A 19525-nucleotide genomic window follows, 5' to 3' on the forward strand; every position below is an offset into this window, starting at 1 on the left:
AGGATGCGGGGCTCCTTTCTTCCCCTCATACCCACTAGCCAGCATGCTCCGGCGTGCTGATCCATGGCCACACTAACGCCCAGCGGGGCAGGCCCCTATCCCCAGCCCTTTCCCCACTAAAGTGGAGAAAGGGGGAAAAACGAGAGCCCTGCCGCCGCGCAGCTCTGCCCTTTCCCCCTTTGAAAAAGGGGAATCAGAAGGGGGTTCTGTGCGCTTGTCCTAATATACACCGAGGTGGTATGGGTTTACAAGGGGTATTTGAACTAATGCGCAATTCCCGCAGACATGGGGTCTTGGATCCGGACCGGAATGGGCGGAATTGTTGATTTTGCGGAAGGGAGAGGATGTGAGATTTGGGGGGAAATGGTGCAGGCGGGAGGCTGAGCCTCGGGAAGACAAGACCGCGCGATGAATCGCGTAGCTACCCAGACTATTTCAGCAACACCAGTTTGCGGATTTGGGAAGCGGTGGCGGTGTGCAACTTGGCAAAGTAGATACCGGAGGACAAAGCCGTAGCATCGAAGCGGTGCTGATGCTCCCCAGCACTCATCCGTCCCAAGTTCTGCTGATAGACACTGCGGCCCAGCAGATCAAACACCTCCAGCTTGACCTCGGAGGATGCGGGCAAGGTGAAGGAAAGCGTAGTGGTGGGGTTGAAGGGATTGGGGAAGCAGGAAAGGCTGAAGGATGAAGGCGGAAGGATGACGGATGAAGTTGCATCGGTAATGTCGGTATCTCCGGGCAGGGCATAACAGAGGTAATACCCGTAGCCCAGCACCCCGTGATCGGTCGGGATCAAGGCGTTGGGGGTCACGGGAAAATCGTGCGACTCAGACGACCCGGTCAGCCACAGTCCCCGCCCCGGCTCGTAGAGCACACTGTTGATATAATCACCTGCCCCGGCATCGCCGCCAAGAAACGTGCTGTACTCAAGGCGGCGCAGGTCGTGGCTTAAGCGGCTGACAAACATGCTGTGCAGCGTCGTGTCCTCAGCATCGGCGGTGAGGGGAAAACTGCGGTCGTAGGGCATTCCCGCCGCCAGAAACGCGCCATGGGCATCGACGGCAAAGTGCGGGTAGAGAGCGCCCAAGCCTCCCAGCAGGGTGCCGTGCAGCAGCGTCCCGGGCAATCTCAGCATCGTCAGGAAGGCCTTTTGCAGATACGAGCCGTCGACCACACCGACCGTGTCGAAGCCGTCAGGGCTCGTGGGGAAATCGCGGGAATAGGTACTGCCGCATAGCACCACCGTATCGCCCCCCAACGGCAGCAGGTAATTGATCCACTCGTCGAAGGAGAGATCGGGGGGCGCGATTCCGCCGATATACGAACTGTACAGCAGCGTATCGGCCTGCCAGTCCAGCAGGGCAAAGAACGCATCTTCCTGTCCATGCAAGTCAGGCTGATAGGCGTTAGCCGTGATCGGGATGCCGCCGTGCCAGGCATCCCCGTAGATCCAGACTTGTTGCCCGGCCTGAACTGTCAGCCCGAGAGGTTCGACAAGTGTCCCGGGAAAGTAGGTGGAGTAGCGCAGTGCAGAGCTTTGCGGATCAAACACGGAGAAGAAACCACTCCTGAAGCGCATAAAGTCTCGGTACAGGGCATCGGCACTCAGCGGGAAGTCGGGAGAAGAGGTGGTGCCGCTGACATAGATCAGGCCGGCAGAATCCGCCGCCAGCGCACTGGACAAGTCCCGTCCCGATCCGCCTAAATAGGAACTGAATTCCAGCGTCGCCCCATCGCTGGAAATGCGGGCGAAGAAGCCTTCACTGGGGCCGCTCCAAGTGGTGTCGAAAGCATCCGGCGTCAGCGGATATTGGTTGATCCCGACGCTGTCAAGGTCTCCCGTAACGTAGACCGCGTTCTGGGCATCGCAAACGGCTGACCGGACCGAGTGGTTAACACCTCCGAGGAATGTCGAGAACAGCAGCGAATCGCCGTCAGCGTTGAACTTGGAGAGGAAGCCGCACCACCCGCTGGATGTCTCGCGGTAGGCTCCCGGCGTAGTGGGAAACCCAAACTCGCCCCCATTCACGTCTCCGTAGAGCACCTTGTGATGCTCATGGTCCTGGATAATGACTTCAACCGCATCGGCGAATCCCCCACCCCAGTAGCTGCAATACACGACCGGATCAATCACCACCTCTTTGGTCACATCGTAAGCACCCAGTACAAAGCGGTAGCCGCCCTCAGCGGTCAGTTCATAGCGGCAGGGAATGGTTACCTGAGTATGGTTGATGTTTTGATAGGCAAAGGGGGCTGCTTCGGTCACCGCGCCTAAAGACGTCGATAAGAGCAAACTGCCGTTTGCATCTACGGCTAATGGGGTGTCTTGGCCTTCGTAGCGCAGTTGGATAAGGGAGGGATCGGCACCGGGATGGAGGCGGTAGACGGTTTCCACCCCGGAGGGTGCGATGCGGTATTCGACATCGATGCCCGGCCAGACGTCTTGGGCGGTGACGCTGCGATAATGGCCCACACGGCTGCGCCACTTGCAGCTATCCTTGGACAGGAAGTAGTTGCTGTAGCTGGGGAGTTTGTCTTCGCCGGTTAGGATGGGGGTGGGGTTGGCATTGATATAGGAGAGTTTCAGCACGTGTCCGTGGACCAGACTCGCCCGAGGTCCTTCAGCCCGAAGACGGGCTTCAGGATGACAAAGTTGGTCGGGGGCGGTGCGGGGCTCGGGGGAATGCAGGTCGAGCGTCAGGCCGGATGAGGTCAGGAAGTAGGTGGCGCCGGGGGCGTCGTACTTGAAAGCGAAAGCACCGTCCCACTGCCCTTCATTTTGGACGAAGAAGGCGGTTTGGGGTTGCGGAGTGGCGGCGAGGGTGGCGGTGGCGATTAGCAGAAGGATCAGGAAGGAGCGCATGGTCTGGGCCTTGAGGTGCTTTTCCTTAAGATAAGAATGAAATGGGAAAGTTGAAAGAAGACGCCGGTGGGGTTTGGGATTCCGTTCCGAAGCGGAACGGAATCCCAAAGATGTGGGGGTGGGGGCCTGTTTTTCACCCTCACCCGGAGGGTGAGGAGGAGTGGGGTTTTTGGCGAAGAGGAAACGGCCCGCGAAGGGCCGTTTCTATGTCCATGATGACCGGGAGCGCACTCAGTTTTCGCCGGAGAGTTCCTTGTCATACTCCAGTTCGAAGCGCAGCTTGTGCTTGGCCTCTTCATTGGCCAGTCCCTGAAACAGCGTCCGCAGTTCGGTGCTGTCCACTGCGGCGGCGAGGTCGGAATAGAGGCGGAAGGCTTCCTTTTCCTTCTGCATGGCCACCTGCAGCATCTCGGCATAGGTCATGTAAGGCCCGACCTGCGGCGAGGCCGACTGATAATCGGCGATTTTCAGATTGGCAATCTTCTGCGGCGGAGCCATAGGGTGCCGGCCGTTTTTGACAGCCGTGAGCTTTTCCTTGTGGACGATTTCCTCTTTGGCAAAATCGAGAAACACCTGCCGCGTGGCGGGATGGTTCATCTTGTCGGCCTGTTCTACATAGAACTGCGCGGCTTCTTCCTCGCGGCGAATGGCAAAATCCAAAATCTCATCGGCAGTACGGAAATCGGGCATGGAAAAGACTCCTCGGACATCGACTGTGTACGTATCATCATGCAGATCAAGCAGTTTAGAGTGCAGGGCCGACGGGTAGCGCCCGGCCCTGCACTAAAAATGTAGCGATCAAAAAGACAAGATGCAACTGAAAGCACGCATCATCGCAGCAGAACCATCTTTTTGCTGGCGGTGAAGCTGCCGGATTCGAGGCGGTAGACGTACACGCCCGAAGCGAGCGCCGCGGCATCCCATTCCACCTGATGCGTGCCTGCCGTCAAGTAGGTATTCGTCAGTGTGGCAACTTCCTGCCCCAGCAGATTGAACAGCGTCAGTTTGGTCAGTCCCGCTTTAGCCAGATCAAAACTGATTCGCGTGGTGGGGTTGAAAGGATTGGGGAAGTTTTGGGAAAGGTTGAAGGCTGAAGGATGAAGGATGAACTCCGGACCCGAGCCGAGACTGGCGGCGACGATCCGCTGGGCATAGCAATCGAAGCTGCGCTCGGTGGATTGACCGAGGTCCTGCGACCAGAGCACAATGGCGCTGTTGTCCGCACCGGGAACCAATAGCGGGCTGTCGTAGACTTCGGCGACGGAATCACTGATGATGCCGCCGGTGTTGGCCACCCAGTAAGGATCGGGTCCGGAGGTGCCATCGGCGTTCAGATGGGTGGCGCCGACATGCGCCCAGTTGTAATCGTTGTCCAGCCACGCCACGAAGGCGCCGTCGCCATTGTCGGAGAGCACCGCCGGATTGATTTGCCCACCCGGCCTGTTGCACACCGCCACTCCGGAATCTGCCCACAGATAGGCTCCATCCGGAGAGAATTTTTGAGCATACACATCCCGCTCGAACGTGACGTCCACCGTCTGGATCCAGATGACGATCAGGTTTCCCGCCTGGTCCGACAGCGGACGGGATTGGGCTTGCAGGCCTCCCAGGGTAGAGACGGACATGCCGCCGGGACGAAAGAGAACGCTGCCATCTGCGGCGACATGCTGGGCCTGGACCCGATAGTCACCGGCGGTCATGGAGGAGGAGCGAAGCCACGTGCAGTAGGCTCCGTTCCGGCCGTCGGACGTCAGCTTGGGATAGTCCATCCAACCCACGGTGTCACTGACCTGAATATTCCACAGCACCTGGCCGTCGCCATTGACGCGCGCGAGGTGGTAGGCATACCCTGCCTCGCTTTTGTACGCCACAAGGCAGTTGCCGTCAGCGCCGGTGATAAGTTTGGTATTGTCGACGTCAATGGACGCATGGTGCTCCAGCGTCGTAGGAGTCGTCCAGATCCGCTCGCAATCGGAATTCAGGCGCAGGACATAGCTTTCGGAGGTGGGACTCGAGTAGTAGCTGAACACCACGTAGCAGCCGCCGGCGCTGTCCGGTGTGGCCAGTGCGGTGTTGATGCTGTAATCTCCCGTAGGGCCCTGCCAGAGCAGACGTGCGCGTCCATTGCCCGTGATATGTCCATCGGAAGCCATATGGGCGACAAACGCCGTGTAGCCGTATTCACTGTCGCCACTGGAGAGCACGGCGAAGAATCCGCCACTGCCATCCGGACAGGTTTGAGTGACCGCACTATACCAGACCGCGGAGTCGGGGAGGATCAGCGCGGTGTCCGCATTCAGCGTGGCGTGACCGTCGCTGTTCAAAATTTGATAATGGGTCGCGCGTTCATACCAGAGAACTGCGGTACGGCCGCCGGACATCGGCGCAGCGCCGGCACCCTGAATATTGTGGGTCGGGCGGTCCAGCATCGCCGGGCCGTCACCGGGGAGCAGCCGCTGGCCCGTCTGGCGATTCAGCATCTGGATTCCCATGCCCCGGACATCGCTCGCATACACTCCATTCTGAAACAGCACCGCATAGCGGTCACTTTGCGGCAGAAGCACGGGAATCCATTGGTCTCCGGTGGCCAGAGAGACCGGAACAATCGCCGGCGACCAGACGGGCTGTCCGGCGGAGTTCAGGCGCGTAGCGCGGATGTCGTAGCCGGCCATCGGTATATTCTGGTAAGATTGCCGTTCATCTTCCCAGCAGGTTACGAGGCCGCCGGCCCCGTCGCTAAAGAGGCTCAGGTCCTGATAGGACATCACGCTGTCGCTGAGCAGAATGCCGTTGACACCCCAGAGCGCGGTGCCGTTCAGATCGAGCTTTTGCGTATAGTAGACGTTCGGATTGGATCCGACGCGATGGTCATACCATGTCAGCAGGCAGCCATCGGGGACTCCGGCGTTCAGACTGGGAGCGACGGATGGATAATACTGTTCGGCAGGCGCGTCGCAGACCAAAACACCACCGTCATTCCATTGGGCCTGCCCGGCCGCATTCAGACGCTGGGCGAAGATGTCCATGTCGGTTTGCGCCGCCTGCGCGAACCAGGCGATATAGCAGCCGCCGCTGCTGTCCGCAGAAATGACGGACCCATAGCCACCGGATAGTTGTGATTGCACGACCACGGTGCCGAAGGGAAACGAGCCTTGCGGCGTGATGCGGCTGGCATAGATGCTACCGGAGCGGATCCACGTCAGGAAAAGTCCGCCGGAGCCATCGGTCGCCGCTTCGAAGAGGTGATACTGGTCGACAACAGTGTTGAGATGTACCGTCGGCCACGCGATCTCGCCCGCGCTGGTAATGCGCCCGGCGCAGAGATCGTAATTCCCACCGAGGACGCCCATCCAGGCAAACAGGACACCGCCGGCGGCATCGGATGCGAGTTTCAATGTGCCGCGGTAGACCTGTGCTGTTCCTTCGGCGCGAACACCTTGGGCGGTCCAGAGGATGTCACCCTGATTGTTGAGTTTTTGCAGGCGGACTTCGCCGCCGGTCATGCTGTTCTCGCCGCCCCGTGGCACATTGCGGTAGTCGATCCAGGCCACGATCCAGCCGCCTTCGGTGGCGGTGATGACGGGCTGGCTCTGCTCGAGCAGATTGTCGGTGAGCTGTACGCCGTTACTGCCATTCCAGAGGTTGTTGCCGGCGAGATCGATCAGTTGGGCATACACCTCGCGGTTGCCGGTGCGCATATCGGACCATGCCACAGCGGTATAGCCGGAGCTGTTGCCGGCGGTGGCGCGTTCCCATTCCACACGGCCCATCGGGCTGACGGACACGCCACGGGGATCCCAAAGGCGGGGATCGGCCGTTGCCGCCGCTACCAAGCTCATAAGAAGTAAAAATACCGAAGACAGTCTCATGTTCGAATTCCTCAAGTTGCGGTTCACAGAAGCAGTGCCATAGTTTATTTCAGCAGAATCATTTTTCGGCTGGCGGTGGAGCTGCCGGATTCGAGGCGGTAGATGTAGAGACCGCTGGGCAGACAGGAGGCATCGAGATTCACCTGATGGGCTCCGGCTGTTAAGTATTCATTCGTCAGGGTGCGCACTTCCTGGCCCAGCAGATTGAACAGCGTCAGCTTGGTCATCCCCGCTTTAGCCAGATCAAAACTGATCCGCGTGGTGGGATTGAAAGGATTGGGGTAGTTTTGGGAAAGGCTGAAGGCGGAAGGATGAAGGATGACGTCGGAACCCGACGCAAGGGGGGCGGCGGAGATCCGCTGAGCGAATAAGCTATAGGCGGATCCGGCAGACTGATTCAGATCCTGCGACCAGAGCACCACTGCGCTGCCCGCCGCTCCGGCGATTATGACCGGACTGACATTCGCATTGGCGGCGGTATCGCTGATGATGCCGCCTTCATTTTGCACCCAATAGGGATCGGGGCCGGAGAAACCGTCGCTGTCCAGATGCGTGGCGGAGATGTGGGATTTACCATTGTTGATGTCATTGGCATCCTCCCACGCCACAAAGACACCGCCCGCAAAATCCGAAACCACCGCAGGATTGCGCTGGCTGGTGGGGGCGTTGCAGACTACCCGGCCGCTATCGCTCCAGAGCCGTGCGCCGTCCGGCGACATTTTTTGTGCACGGAGATCATACCCGATGCCCTCTGACTCGTTCGTCCAGATGACGATCAGATTGCCCGCGTTGTCTGTCATCGGACGGGATTGAGCCTGCCATGAGGCCTGAGTGGAGACGCGCAGACCGCCGTGCGGCCAAAGCTCCTCGCCATTTTCATTCACGTGCTGGGCGTGAACGTGGAACATTTCCGGGGCGTTAACGTTTTCCATCCACGTGCAATAGGCGCCGTTCTGGCCGTCGGTGGTCAGTTTGGGATGGGGAAGATCCCAATCGGAATAGTCACTGACGGCCACCGTCCACCTGAGAGTCCCGGCGGCGGAAACACCGCCTAAACGGTATCCGGCAGAGCCTGACCATGCGACGATGCAACTGCCATCGGCGGTAGTGGCCACCTTGGTTTCATTGGACTGGTACCAGGCGACGGTATCGAGGCAGACAGGCTGTGTCCACATCCGCTGGCACTCCGCATTCATCCGCATCAGGTAGACGCCGGTCTCGGGATACCAGAGTTGGAAGGAGACATAGCAGCCGCCCGCACTATCCGGAGAAATCAGACTGGACATCATGCCATAATCGGTGACGTCCGCGCCCTCCCACACCCAGCCGGCGCGGCCATTGTTCAGCACCTGTCCTTCCGAGGACACATGGCCCAGAAAGGCTTCATAGCCGGATTCATCGTTGCCCCAGCTTTGCAGCGCAAAGAAGCCGCCGCTGCCATCCGAACAGGCCTGTCCCGTGTAGAAATATTCCGGGTACATTTCGTAATGCACACCTGTGGTATCGGGGAGGATAAAGATGGAATCCGGATTCAGTTGAGGCCGGCCATCGGTGCTTAGAATTTGGAAGCAGGTCTTTTCATTGTTGCTCCCCACCAGCGCCGTGCGGCCATTGGACATCGGAACCGGAATACCGTTGCCGATGACGGTGGTCGGGAAAGATACGAGTGTGATTCCGCGAGGCGTTAATTCCCGCTCCCCGGAGGCGCGGCCAAGTTTCTGCAAGGCCAGTTGCTGAACCTCATCGCCATGGGTGCCGGTTTCAAACACCGCGAGGAAGCCATCCGGTTGCGGAATGATGGCCGGCAGTTGATCGTCATCGAGCGGATCATCACAGACCGGAACGGTTCCCTGCGGCCAGGCGGCCACTCCCGAGGCATTCAGGCGGACGGCATTGATGCTGCGGCCTTCATAGGCCGTGCCGACCCAGAAATCCCATGCGGCGACCAAGCCGCCCTCGTTGTCACTAACGGGAGTCAGGATCTGCCCGGACGACGCGGAGTCGCAGAGCAGCGTGCCGTTTTCTCCCCAGAGTGCGGTGCCGCCGGCATCAAGTTTTTGAGTGTAGTAATGTGCCTGGCCTCCTTCGCGCTGATCATACCAGGTCAACAGACAGCCGTCGACAACTCCCGCATTGGTACTGGTGGCGATGGCCACGTCGTATTGCGTTGAGGAAGCGGTACAGACGGGAATTCCACGATCTGCCCACAGCCGTTGCCCGGTGGCGCTGACATGCTGTGCCCAGATATCGAAGTTGTTGACGAGGAGCGTATTAACCCAGCTCACATAGAAGCCGTTATTGCCATCGGAGGCAATGGCGGGCTTGTAATAGTAGCTCACGCTATCGCGCACGGTGACCGTTCCCCACGGCTGCGCGCCCGACGCGGCAATCCGGCTGGCTTTCAGCACGGTGTTCTCCACCCACGCCAGGATCATTCCATCCGAGTTGTCGGTGGTCGCGACCAACGCATTGACGCCGCTGGGCAAAACTGTTACCGTCGGCCAAGCCGCTTCGCCCGCGCCGGTGATCCGCGCCGCGTAGATATGCAAGGCACCCGAAGAAGCACGGCCCATCCACGCCAGCAGAGCGCCGCCCGTAGAATCGGGAAGCAACCGCAAGGACGCGCGGCTGACGTATGTGCTGCTGTCCACCCGGACGCCGTCGGCTGTCCAGAGCGGCTGGCCTTGGTTGTTCAGTTTTTGCAGCCTGATCTCGCCGCCGTAATCGTTGTAGTCGGGATCTCCCCGTGGCACATTGCGGTAGTCGATCCAGGCCACAATCCAGCCGCCGTCGATGGCGGTGATGAGTGCGGAACTCTGTTCCTGAGCATTGTTCGTGATCTGCACACCGTTGCCCCATAGCAGATCACCATCCGGACCGATGAGCTGAGCATAGACCTCGCGGTTGTTATTCCGCATGTCGGACCAGGTGATAGCAGCATAGCCTGCGTCATTCCAGGCGGTAGACTGATCCCATTCGACACGGCCATTGCCGGTCAGCGCCAGACCTTGCGGACCCCACAACCGGGGATCAGCCATCGTTGCTGTGCAAAAGACGGTCAGTAGCAGAAACAGAGTAGAAAGCTTCATCGTCCAGCCTCCTTAAGTTGCGGTGCACCCAATCAGGACTTACCCTACTCCACCTCTATGCAGAAAATCGCAAACTCCGCAAAACATGCAGAGCCTTCCACCATAATAGACAACCCTGTCCGCTGGCAAAAGGCTCTGTAATTTCTGAAGTTGCCTTCATTCCCGGGCATACAAAAACCGGCATCGAGCAGTATAGCACCTTGCTCAATGCACGGTTCGTGCCACTAACGCTGAAAACTACAGGATAAACGGGATCACCCGCCGGGTGTGGCGGGCATAGTCATCGTAGCCCGGATAATGGGCGCGAAGTTGGCGTTCCTCGGAGAGCATGCGGAAGACGGCACCGGCGGTGGCCAGCAGCCCCAGCAGAACGTGGAGGGCACTCCAGTGGGAGATGACGCTGGTCCAGACGAACAGGAGCACCGCGGCATAGATGGGGTGGCGCATGAGGCGATATGGGCCACTGATGACCAGACCGCCTGCGGTGGGATCAGCCGTATAGTGAAAGCTGCGGACGCCAAGAGTCAGCCGTGCCCAGACCATAAGCAGCAGGGCGATGATTTGCGGCACAATTACGAAAGGCGAAGGCGAGAACAGTGCGTGACGCAGATAGAGCACGATCACGGCGGCGGCCATGGCGGCCGTGGCAAGGGTGGAGAGAAGTTTGAGCGGCATGGGTCTGCTCCCGGACTATGCGGCAAACTGGCGGAGGTGATGGTCGAGATGCTTATGGTGCAGGCGGCCCCATTCATCGGCGGTCAGCGGGCCGAAGGCGACGTGCGGCGACCATGTGCCGGCAAGGCCGCGGGCTTTGGCGGCGCGCAGATTTTCCAGCAGTTTCTGCTTTTCGATTTGGAAATCCTTCGGATCGGTCATGCGCATGGTGTCGGAGGTTGGCGAACTCTTCATGATGGGAAGGCTGCCCACGGCCCAGCGTTTGATGAGCACGCGGAGGAGCCATGTGCTCTCGGATGGAGCGGAGATGTTGCCCATGCTAAGATCGATGGCGCGGTTGACATGGGCCAGCATTTGTCCCACATCCATTTTTCCCCACTGCCGGGGTGCGACCGGCCCGAGGGTTTGCACGCGCTTTTCGAGTGCGGCGAAGTCACTGTCGTTGAAAATCGTCTTCATCCAATGTTCCTATTTGGAGGCGTAAAAGGCATCGTAAACTGTTTTGATTTTTCCCGGTGCGAGACGTCCGGATTGAATCATGCGGATCAGAAAGCGTGAGAAGCGCTCGTGTTTTGCATTGTAGTTTTCAGCGGTCATGACACTGTAGAGGGCAACCGCAAACACGTGCATGCCGTCATCGCTCTGTGTCCAGCGCTGGCGGGGCTCCGGGGCGATGCCCATACTGCGGTTGGCCGTCTGCTCGAGGGCCTGCACGCAGTCCTCTTCGATGAAGCCGGGGAAGTCGTTGTAGCCGAAGTCGGGATTGTGATGCAGCACCTTGTCCATCAGGAAGGTATCCTGCTGCAGCGTGTTCAGCGCCGCCACCAGCACGGAGTCGCCGCTCAGGTCAAAGGGCGGATGCATCATCTCGTGGGCGGCGTTGCGGACCACGATATCGAAGGGATAGGCGACGTCCGACAGGAAGCGCGTGCCGACAATTTTGATGCCGTGGGGCTGGCAGTAGTAGAGCATGTAGACGGTGATGCGGTGGGACGGCAGCGGCGCACCGAGCAGCGCCTCATCCTCGCCGATCACATTGTAGTGCGGCAAGTCCTTGCGGATCTCTTCGATGCGGCGCTGGACTTTGGGCAGAACGGTGGAGTGCCAGTAGGCGTCGAACCCGGTCTGCTTCATCCAGACAAACACCGTGCGCAGAGCGGGCCGGAGCGCCATGAAGCCCTGCCACTGCTGCTCGTCATAATACGGCGTCTGCTTCAGCGCCGCTTGCATGGTCTCGGGATGATCCACCGTGGCGACAAGCTGATCCAGCGTAGTATCATTCACCGCGGAAAAATACAGGCAGAGCGCAGCGGAGATGATACCGTGCATCTCATCCTTGATGCCGTGACGAATTGCCGCCAGCGCGGTCTTCGCCTCGGGCGTCAGTTTCGGCGCCAGTTCATTGTAATCCTTCTGGTAATAGTCGAGGTAGAAGGAATCGGCGGAAAGAGTATTCAGCAGGCAGAGGGCGTCATAGGTCAGCGATGGCTGCAGATCCCATTCGGTGCTGTCGTGTATTGTGGGCGCAGACAGAGCAAGAGATGAAGCGAGGACGAGGAGAAGAGCGGTGATCAGGATGCGCATGGAGAAGGTCTCCGGTTGGAAGTATCATGCGAAAGGAGAGCGCGGATGGCCCTTCGGGGCACCGCGCGTTCACAGAAGACGGGCACGACATGTCGTGCCCCTACGGCAGAGGCAATACCCTTGATCTGACCGGTGTAGGGGAGGGTTAAGGTCTGCCGCAACCCTCCCGTCTTAGTGATTGCAGGATGTGGCGCGGGCGGGTTGCGCGTGTTGCATTCTCTGATGTGTGGCGTCTTCTGCTTAACCCGCCCCTACGGGGAGGTGGTGGCGGATGCGGGCAGAACCTCTTCTTATTTCCCCTTGTTCCAAAGGGGAAGGATAAGAGGCAAGCGGCGACTTAGCTTTTTCCCGGCAGCATGAACTGCTGCACGCCGGAGAGCAGGAGCTGGGCGCCGATGGCGAGCAGGATCAGGCCGAGGAAACGGAGCAGAACTTTCAGGCCGCTCTGGCTGATATGTGAGGAGAGCCACGCGGCGGAGAGCAGAATCGCCAGCAGCACACAGGTCTCGATGCCGATGGCCACCAGCACGATGAACTGGTTTGCCCAACTGTCGGAGCGCGCCGTGAGGGTGATCATGGTGGTAATGGCGCCGGGTCCGGCCACCAATGGCATGGAGAAGGGAACGATGATGGGGTCGTCGGTCTCCTCGTCGGTCTGATCATCATGCTGCACGCGGGTGGGAGTGCCACGGAGCATTTCGAGACCCATGAGGACAATCACCAGTCCACCCGCCGCCTGAAACGCGGGCAGGGAAATGCCGAACAGGCCAAGGATGTAACGGCCCAGCACAACGGCAATAGCCAGAATCAGAAAGGAGGAGACAGATGCACGGATAGCAGCACGGATCTTCTGCCGCTTGTCCATCTGCGCGGTTAAGCCGACAAATACCGGAGCGGCTCCGATAGGATCGGTGCTGGCGAAGGCGGCGGCGAAGGCTTGAATAAAGTACAGAAGCATTAAGAAATCTGAAGTTGGGAAAGGGTATCGAAGGCCAGATTGCGGGTAATGTAGCTAATTTGAACCGAAGGCGCAAACGTTGAACGGACGTTGGCGATCAGCGGGCGGATCTTAGATCCGCCCCTCCGGCAATTCGTTCAGAGTCTGCTGCATCTGTTGGCGGTATTTGTGGAAGGCTTCGAGGCCCTGCGGAGTTAGTTTCAGGAGTGTGCGGGGGACCCGCTCGACGAACTTCTTTTCCACGGTGACGTATCCTGCTGCTTCGAGCTTGCTCAGATGCGAGGAGAGGTTGCCGCGCGTCAGTCCGGTATGCTTTTGCAGGAACACAAAGTCGGCCTCCTGCACCACACAGAGCGCGGCGACGATAGCCAGCCGCGCGGGAGCATGGATCACCGGATCCAGTTCGGCAAGGGGTTTGAAATCGCCGCTCTCAGCGGGAGAGGTCATCGGCGGGATCTCCTTCGAGCACGGGATTCTCTTTGAGGAAGCGGCGGAGTTTGCGGAGGCCGAAGATAAGGGCGACACTAAATGAAATGGCGATGGCGTACAGGATGTTCACGTGCCACAGGGTTGAAGTCAGCAGCACCGCCGTTGCCCACGCGGCAATGAGCAGGATATTTCGCCATTGACGGGCACCCGCCGACGCCGATAGCATGAATATCCAAAAGGTGAAGGCATACGAGCCGTCGGATGAAGCAGAGTCAGAAGAAGTTTGCGGGGGCAAATAGAGTTTGACAATGCAGACAATGGCGATCAACACGAGGAATGTCATCATTTGCAGGATTACGAAACGGCGTTGGGGTCTAAACACCTTGTACAGGGCACTTTCTTGGCGCATTTTGGCATAGCCGACGCGGGGATAGATAATCTTCCTCCGCCAGAACATTGCCCCGAGGATGAGGCAGGCTATGGCCGCAAACAGAAAGCCAAGCCAAGGCAGCATGTCGAGTTTAAAGAATGCTGCGATGCCAATGACCGCGAACAAAACCGCATCTGAAAGCTCTCGACCGCCGCCGCCCGTCTGGTTTTCGAGAATTTGATCTTCCAGCCTGTTTATTTCAGACACTGCCATGTGCTTCTTCTTCCAATTTCGGGTTGTCACGCAGAAAGAGCCGCAGCCGCACAAGGCCGGTGATCAGCAGGGCGGCGCCGGTGGTGAGTAGTGCGTAGCCGCCGCTCAGGTTAAGAGCGTAAGCGGCAAAGATGAGCAGCCAGAGGAGCGCGGCAAAGAGATAGAGGTGCTTCATCCTGTGAAAGCCACCGACCATTGCGATGATCAGAGCGATGATGCTGCCGAAGACCAGTTTCATTTCGCGATGCTCGAACAGACCCGGATCATCAGGCGCGCCACCGGCAACTTTGTAGAGCATCGCCGCCAAGGCAATGAGCAGTGGCGCCACCACCCACATGGTCAGGACACGCACGCGCCACTTGTGGCGGCGGGTAGCCAACAATTCGATGTAGCCGAGGCGCGGATAGGTGATCCTGCGCCGCCAAGCCCGCGCCGCAAGGATAATGACGAAGAGAGCCAGTGTCATGGGGGACGTCATGTTGCCGTGGACAAGCAGACGCAATCCTCCGAGAATAAGACCGAGCCCGAGCAGAAATTCCAGTGCTCCGTCGCGGTTGTAGCGGCTTAGAATATCATCCTGAAGTTGATCTAAATCAGTCGTTTCCATTTTGATTTCCGGAAAGATGAGTCCGCCTTGTCTGCGCTGCAAACATGTTTGTAATATACAAACAGATTAGGGCCGAGTCAAGCCCTCAAGCAGAGCATCTGAAGATGTCACAGCGGGCCGCTTGCATTGATAAAGCGAATCTGTTACCTTAACCAACAGGAGATTAAAGACTTCAGATGACATAGCCAGATAATGTAAGAAGCAGTCCGATCACTTAAAGAATTAGCGAAAGGGAATGAGGCGATGGAGCGCGTCCAGTACGTTGACAAGAATATCGAGCTGAAATTCGTCGAGCGGGGGTGCAGTTTGGGTTTTGCCTGCCGGGCCTTGGGGATCGGCGCGTTTGATGTGCGGGTGTTTGAAGATGGCAAGGACAAAAAGCACGAAATCGCGCACCTTAGCGGCGGAGACGAACGAGTGCCGATGCCCACGGTCTTAAGCAATACGGACAACCTGCCCGAGGAGCTGCTGGCGGATATGTATCATATGGCGCGCTGCCGCCGGGAGATGAAACGTGTCGGGACCGACGGTCCACATTACGAAGGCTATGAAAAGGGCTACAAGTACCACCGCGAGCGCTTTCTGAAGAACTGGAAACAGCATCTCAAAGCCGAAGAGTCCCGGTTGGTGGAGCACTAAGAAAACGCTGAAATACTGAAAGTCTGAAACGCTGAAAATTGGAAAGGGCTGCGATCTTCTAAGATCGCAGCCCTTTCCGTTTGTGCCCCGGTGTTGACGGGTACAGTCGAGATTATGGCAGCGTGGAGGCGCGGACCGTGTAGAATTTGCGGTCGAGATTGGCGCCGCCGGTTTGCACGAAGGATGTGTCCGTGGTCGAGCCTACCAGCGTAGTGAACGGGCCGTCAGAAGTCAGGGCGCTGTATACGCGGTAATAGGGCGCGTGCAGGTTGGTCCAGTTCAGATGGGCGTCACTGCCCACGGTGGAGACCACAATGGTCGGCGGAGTAAGACTGAAACCTCCGGCGCGGATCATGCGATTGCCCAGCCGGGCATTGGGAAGCCCGCTGTTTTCATTGTGCCAGAGCGAATCGCAATCGTAATAGTAGGAATGTCCGGCATAGGCGCTGGAGGTATCCTGCAGGAAGGCTTCATAGCCTGTTGCGCCGCTGTTGGAGACTGTGATGTAGAAATCGCCGTTCAGGAGAAGCGGGTTGCCGGAATTGTCATTGAAGACGACATAGTCGAACGGCGCGGGAATCGGCGGCACACCACCGGGGACATTGCCGATGCTGCCCACGGTGCGGGACTGTAGCACCGTGCCGGGCAGACCGCCCAAACCATCGGCCAGACGCACCTGCACCTGCACGGGACTGTGCGACGAATCCGGATGATCCGCCGAAATGCCGATACGGGCATAGCACAGCGCAAACGGCGCGGCGGACGGCGTGAACTTCACACCCCACTGCACGAAGGGATTGGGCGACCAGTTGCTGCGTTCGGAAATGCCGTCATCATAGGCTGTCTCCGTGCCGCACATCCCGCCGACGTAGAACGTGAACGGCGTGGTCTGCGTCGCCGCGCCGACCGCGTCCGTAGCCTTCACGTAGTACACATAGCTGCCTGCGGCCAACGGCGGAACAGAGCCTGCGAACTCATTGGGGTTGGCCGTGGGTCCCATCAGCAAGGAATCGTAATAGAGCGCCGTGCTGAGCTTGTAAAAGAACCGCGTGACGAATCCCGAAGCATCATCCGTGACCAACGCCGTGACCGTGAAGGTGGCAGGCTGCTGATCGTGCAGCGGATCATGCACAATTACCGGCGGCTGGTTGGGATTGGCAAGAGCAAAGTTGTTATCGGACAGGTCATTGTAGGCTGAGTTGTTCAGACTGGTGACGCGCACCCGCACCGATGAGGAGGCGCTGCCGGCTACGGTCCAGGAGAAACTGCCGCTGTTCGGCGCGCTGGCCGAGAGCGTTTCCCACGAGCCGCCCGGATAGGCACGGTTCAGGTCGATGAACATGTTGCCCGACACACCCAGCGAGGTCCAGGTAATGGTGTGGGTTGTGCCAATTATCCAAGATTCCCCGCCATTGGGCGAGGTAACCGTGACACCCGGCTGGCCAATGAAGAAGTTGCCATTGGAGGTATCGCCCAACGTGGGATGAACCAATCCGATGATACGCACGCGGGCCGAACTGGTTGCGGGCGTGGTGGCATTCCAGACATATGATCCGGTGTTGCCCGTGCCGGCAGTGATCGTCTCCCACGTGGCGCCGGGATAGCTGCGGTTCAGTTCGATCTTGACGTTCTCGGAGACATTCGTCGAGGTCCAGGTAATGGTATTGTTGGTCCCCGTGACCCAACTCTCGCCACCGTTGGGAGCCGTTACGGTCAGGCTGCGGGTGGCAATGGTGAAGTTGGCATTGGAGGTATCGCCCACGGTTGTCTGGGTGACGCCCTTGATGCGCACCCGCGCGGTGGTGCTGACCGGGCCGGTCACCGGCCAACTGTAGCTGCCCGTGTTGCCGGTGCTGGCGACGATGGTTTCCCACGTGGCCGACGGATAGCTGCGGTTGAGTTCGATGCGGACGTTATCCGAGAAGCTTTGTGACGTCCACGTGATGTTGTTGGATTCGCCGGTATACCAGCTTTCGCCGCCGTTGGGCACGCCGACAATAAGCTGCGAGGGAGGCGGACAGCCGGTATTGATGTTGTCGATGTACCAGCCTTCGGCATTGGTGTTGGCATCGGACGTCATGCGGAAACGGATCTGCACCGGAGTGCCCGCGCAGGTCACCGGCAGGTTCACCGTAGTATGCACCCAGGCGTTCGATGACCCGGTCACCGTCGTGCCGACCTGCACCCAGCCCGAGCCGGTGTTGACTTCGACATAGCCGTAATCGAAGTTGGACTCGAGGGCATACCACTGGTCATAGATAAGCTGCGCGCCGGCACCCATGATGAGCGTGGGGCTGAGCAGATAGGCGCTCATGTTGTCGGCATAGTTGCCTGCATCCGCACCCGAGAGCCAGGCATGCGTCGCGGAACTATAGCGGCGCGTAGCCACGTGCCACTGATTCTGCGTGCCGCCGGTGGTCCAGCCATTGGTGCCGTTTTCCACCTGATCATACAAACAAGAGTTGCCGACGGTGGCATTCAGCGCGATATTCGTGTCGAGGTTGGCCGCGGTCACGTGCAAATTAAGCGGAATAAAATGGATCGCCGGACAACCGGCGGAGACGGTCAGACGAAACGGGGTGGTGTTGGTGCCCGTGGCATTGGAAATCAGATCGGCCCAGGCGGAGGTCCCTTGGGCGATGGTGACATAGGGGTCGGTGGTGGTGATCACGCCCTGAATATTTGTCAGCGAACTGGTTCCGGAATTCTTCAGCGTGACATTCAGGTTGAGACCTTCACCCGGTTCGGTGATTCCATTGCCGTTGCCGTTCACTTCACTCTGGCACTGGCTGTTGTAGGTCACCTGATAGGGGCGCGGGGCCAGCGGACCGGCGACGCGGGCGAGGAAAATAAAAGAGCCGAGATTCTCCTGAGCCAGCGGCAAGATCCGGCTTTGCGGCGGCCAGAAGCCGTCGGAGGAGTTGCCGATTTCCGTGGTCAAGGCAAAGATTTTCGAATGGCCAAGCCCGGAGGCATATTCCCAGTCGCACGAACCGCCGTTGGTGTTGTACAGAATCTGCCACGGAGCGCCCGTTGCATAGTAAATGCCGCTGTTCTGATGGATGAAATAATTCATCGAGTCCAGAATCATGCGATAGGTTGCGTCATCCGCGCAGAGACCGTTGCCGCTGGGCGGCGGATAATAGCTGGTTCCCCACACAATCAGAATGTCATCCTGATAGGTGTGGCAATCCTGTTCGGTTACAAAATGATGAGCATTTATGAAATCGCGCAGGTGCTGTGTTTCGAGTTCCGAGAATGCCGACGGGCCGCGGTAGGTTTCATCCGATGTATTCGGCGAGGAGCCGTTGTTGTCAATCCCCCAAGCCAGGTCGAAATTGCGGTTACAATCCACTCCGTAGGTGCCGTCGCCGTTGGGTTTGCGATTCTTGCGCCACATACCGCCGCCGCTGGGATTGGTGCTGCGGTTGTATTCGTAGCCGTCGGGATTGACGCAGGGCAGGAAATAGATTTGACGGTTGTTGACCAGATAGGTCGCCATCGGATCCGAGCCGTAGCCATTGGTCAGCCAGCGCGCAAAATAGAGCAGGGCTTCCATGCCTTCGGGCTCGCGGGCGTGAATCATGGAGTTGAAAAAGACTTCCGGCATCCCGTTGTCGCTGTTGGGACTGCTGGAAATTTTCATGACCCATTGGCTGCGCCCTTCGTAGGTGCTGCCGATGCTGAACTTGGTCCCGGCAATGGTGGGATGCTCATTATGGATGGAATCCATTGCGGACTGAATTTCCGCAAAGGTATGATAGCCACCCATGGTGGCGCCGGGCATATCGTGCAGCCGTGAAGCATAGAACTGCTCGATGCTCTGCTGCAGAATCTCATAAGCAAACCCATGCTCTGTCAGGAATTGCAAATCCTCGGGCAGTGCCACAAGGTTGGGTTGCATCGGAGAATCGCCGGGCACGAGATCGAGCCGGGAGTAACTGTAGAGTTCCTGAAGACGTGCTTTAGTACCGGGCAAAACACGCACTAAGAGGTGGGTGGGTGCCTCCGCAAAGGCCATTGCGGTCCACAGCAAGACCAGAGCAAACAACGCTATCCGAAAAATCTTCACGGCTTTACCTTTCTGCATGTCTGGGAAATATCACCCTACACTATGCAAACACTGTGAAAGTCAACTTTTTTCAAGGGCTTCTCAAGGCTTACAA

The 19525-nt window shown here is 58.6% G+C and carries 13 protein-coding genes; 1 reads left to right on the forward strand and 12 read right to left on the reverse strand.

All coding sequences use genetic code 11. The annotated features are described in order from the left end of the window. Positions 1 to 430: 430 nt before the first annotated feature. The 11 genes from VGL38_11540 to VGL38_11590 form a co-directional block, all read right to left on the reverse strand. Entirely contained in the window at positions 431 to 2866 is a 2436-nt protein-coding gene (locus tag VGL38_11540; GenBank protein ID HEY3296059.1) for a T9SS type A sorting domain-containing protein, read from the reverse strand. A gap of 231 nt (positions 2867 to 3097) precedes the next feature. Then, on the reverse strand, positions 3098 to 3556 hold the full coding sequence (locus VGL38_11545) for a ferritin family protein (protein ID HEY3296060.1): 459 nt from the start codon (positions 3554 to 3556) through the stop codon (positions 3098 to 3100). Between the two features lie 140 nt (positions 3557 to 3696). After that, a complete protein-coding gene (locus VGL38_11550) occupies positions 3697 to 6735 on the reverse strand; it encodes a T9SS type A sorting domain-containing protein (protein HEY3296061.1) in 3039 nt (1012 codons plus the stop codon). 44 nt (positions 6736 to 6779) lie between these two features. Then, positions 6780 to 9824 carry a T9SS type A sorting domain-containing protein gene (locus tag VGL38_11555; GenBank protein ID HEY3296062.1) on the reverse strand — a complete coding sequence of 1015 codons (3045 nt, stop codon included), beginning with the start codon at positions 9822 to 9824 and terminating at the stop codon, positions 6780 to 6782. Between the two features lie 237 nt (positions 9825 to 10061). Further along, positions 10062 to 10499 (reverse strand): isoprenylcysteine carboxylmethyltransferase family protein, encoded by a 438-nt coding sequence (locus tag VGL38_11560; GenBank protein HEY3296063.1) that lies wholly within the window; start codon positions 10497 to 10499, stop codon positions 10062 to 10064. Between the two features lie 15 nt (positions 10500 to 10514). Next, positions 10515 to 10958, reverse strand: a complete 444-nt coding sequence (locus tag VGL38_11565; protein ID HEY3296064.1) for a DUF1569 domain-containing protein — start codon at positions 10956 to 10958, stop codon at positions 10515 to 10517. Positions 10959 to 10967: 9 nt separating this feature from the next. Further along, on the reverse strand, positions 10968 to 12083 hold the full coding sequence (locus tag VGL38_11570; protein ID HEY3296065.1) for a hypothetical protein: 1116 nt from the start codon (positions 12081 to 12083) through the stop codon (positions 10968 to 10970). Positions 12084 to 12420: 337 nt separating this feature from the next. Next, the gene (locus VGL38_11575; protein ID HEY3296066.1) at positions 12421 to 13041 is read right to left on the reverse strand and encodes a MarC family protein; all 621 of its coding nucleotides are present in this window, start codon (positions 13039 to 13041) and stop codon (positions 12421 to 12423) included. A 111-nt stretch (positions 13042 to 13152) separates the two neighbouring features. After that, positions 13153 to 13488 (reverse strand): transcriptional regulator, encoded by a 336-nt coding sequence (locus VGL38_11580; GenBank protein HEY3296067.1) that lies wholly within the window; start codon positions 13486 to 13488, stop codon positions 13153 to 13155. Further along, positions 13472 to 14113, reverse strand: coding sequence for a hypothetical protein (locus VGL38_11585; protein HEY3296068.1), 642 nt, complete (start codon positions 14111 to 14113; stop codon positions 13472 to 13474). The genes VGL38_11580 and VGL38_11585 overlap by 17 nt, the downstream gene beginning before the upstream one ends. Then, the gene (locus VGL38_11590; protein HEY3296069.1) at positions 14100 to 14720 is read right to left on the reverse strand and encodes a hypothetical protein; all 621 of its coding nucleotides are present in this window, start codon (positions 14718 to 14720) and stop codon (positions 14100 to 14102) included. Before VGL38_11590 ends, VGL38_11585 begins: the two co-directional genes overlap by 14 nt. 243 nt (positions 14721 to 14963) lie before the next feature. Between VGL38_11590 and VGL38_11595 the strand changes: the two genes are divergently transcribed. Further along, on the forward strand, positions 14964 to 15359 hold the full coding sequence (locus VGL38_11595) for a hypothetical protein (protein HEY3296070.1): 396 nt from the start codon (positions 14964 to 14966) through the stop codon (positions 15357 to 15359). Between the two features lie 112 nt (positions 15360 to 15471). On the opposite strand, the gene VGL38_11600 is transcribed toward VGL38_11595, so the two are convergent. Next, positions 15472 to 19431, reverse strand: a complete 3960-nt coding sequence (locus VGL38_11600; GenBank protein HEY3296071.1) for a M14 family zinc carboxypeptidase — start codon at positions 19429 to 19431, stop codon at positions 15472 to 15474. Positions 19432 to 19525: the final 94 nt, after the last annotated feature.

The organism is bacterium (genome assembly GCA_036504735.1).
Taxonomy (GTDB): Bacteria; Electryoneota; RPQS01; order RPQS01; family RPQS01; genus DASXUQ01.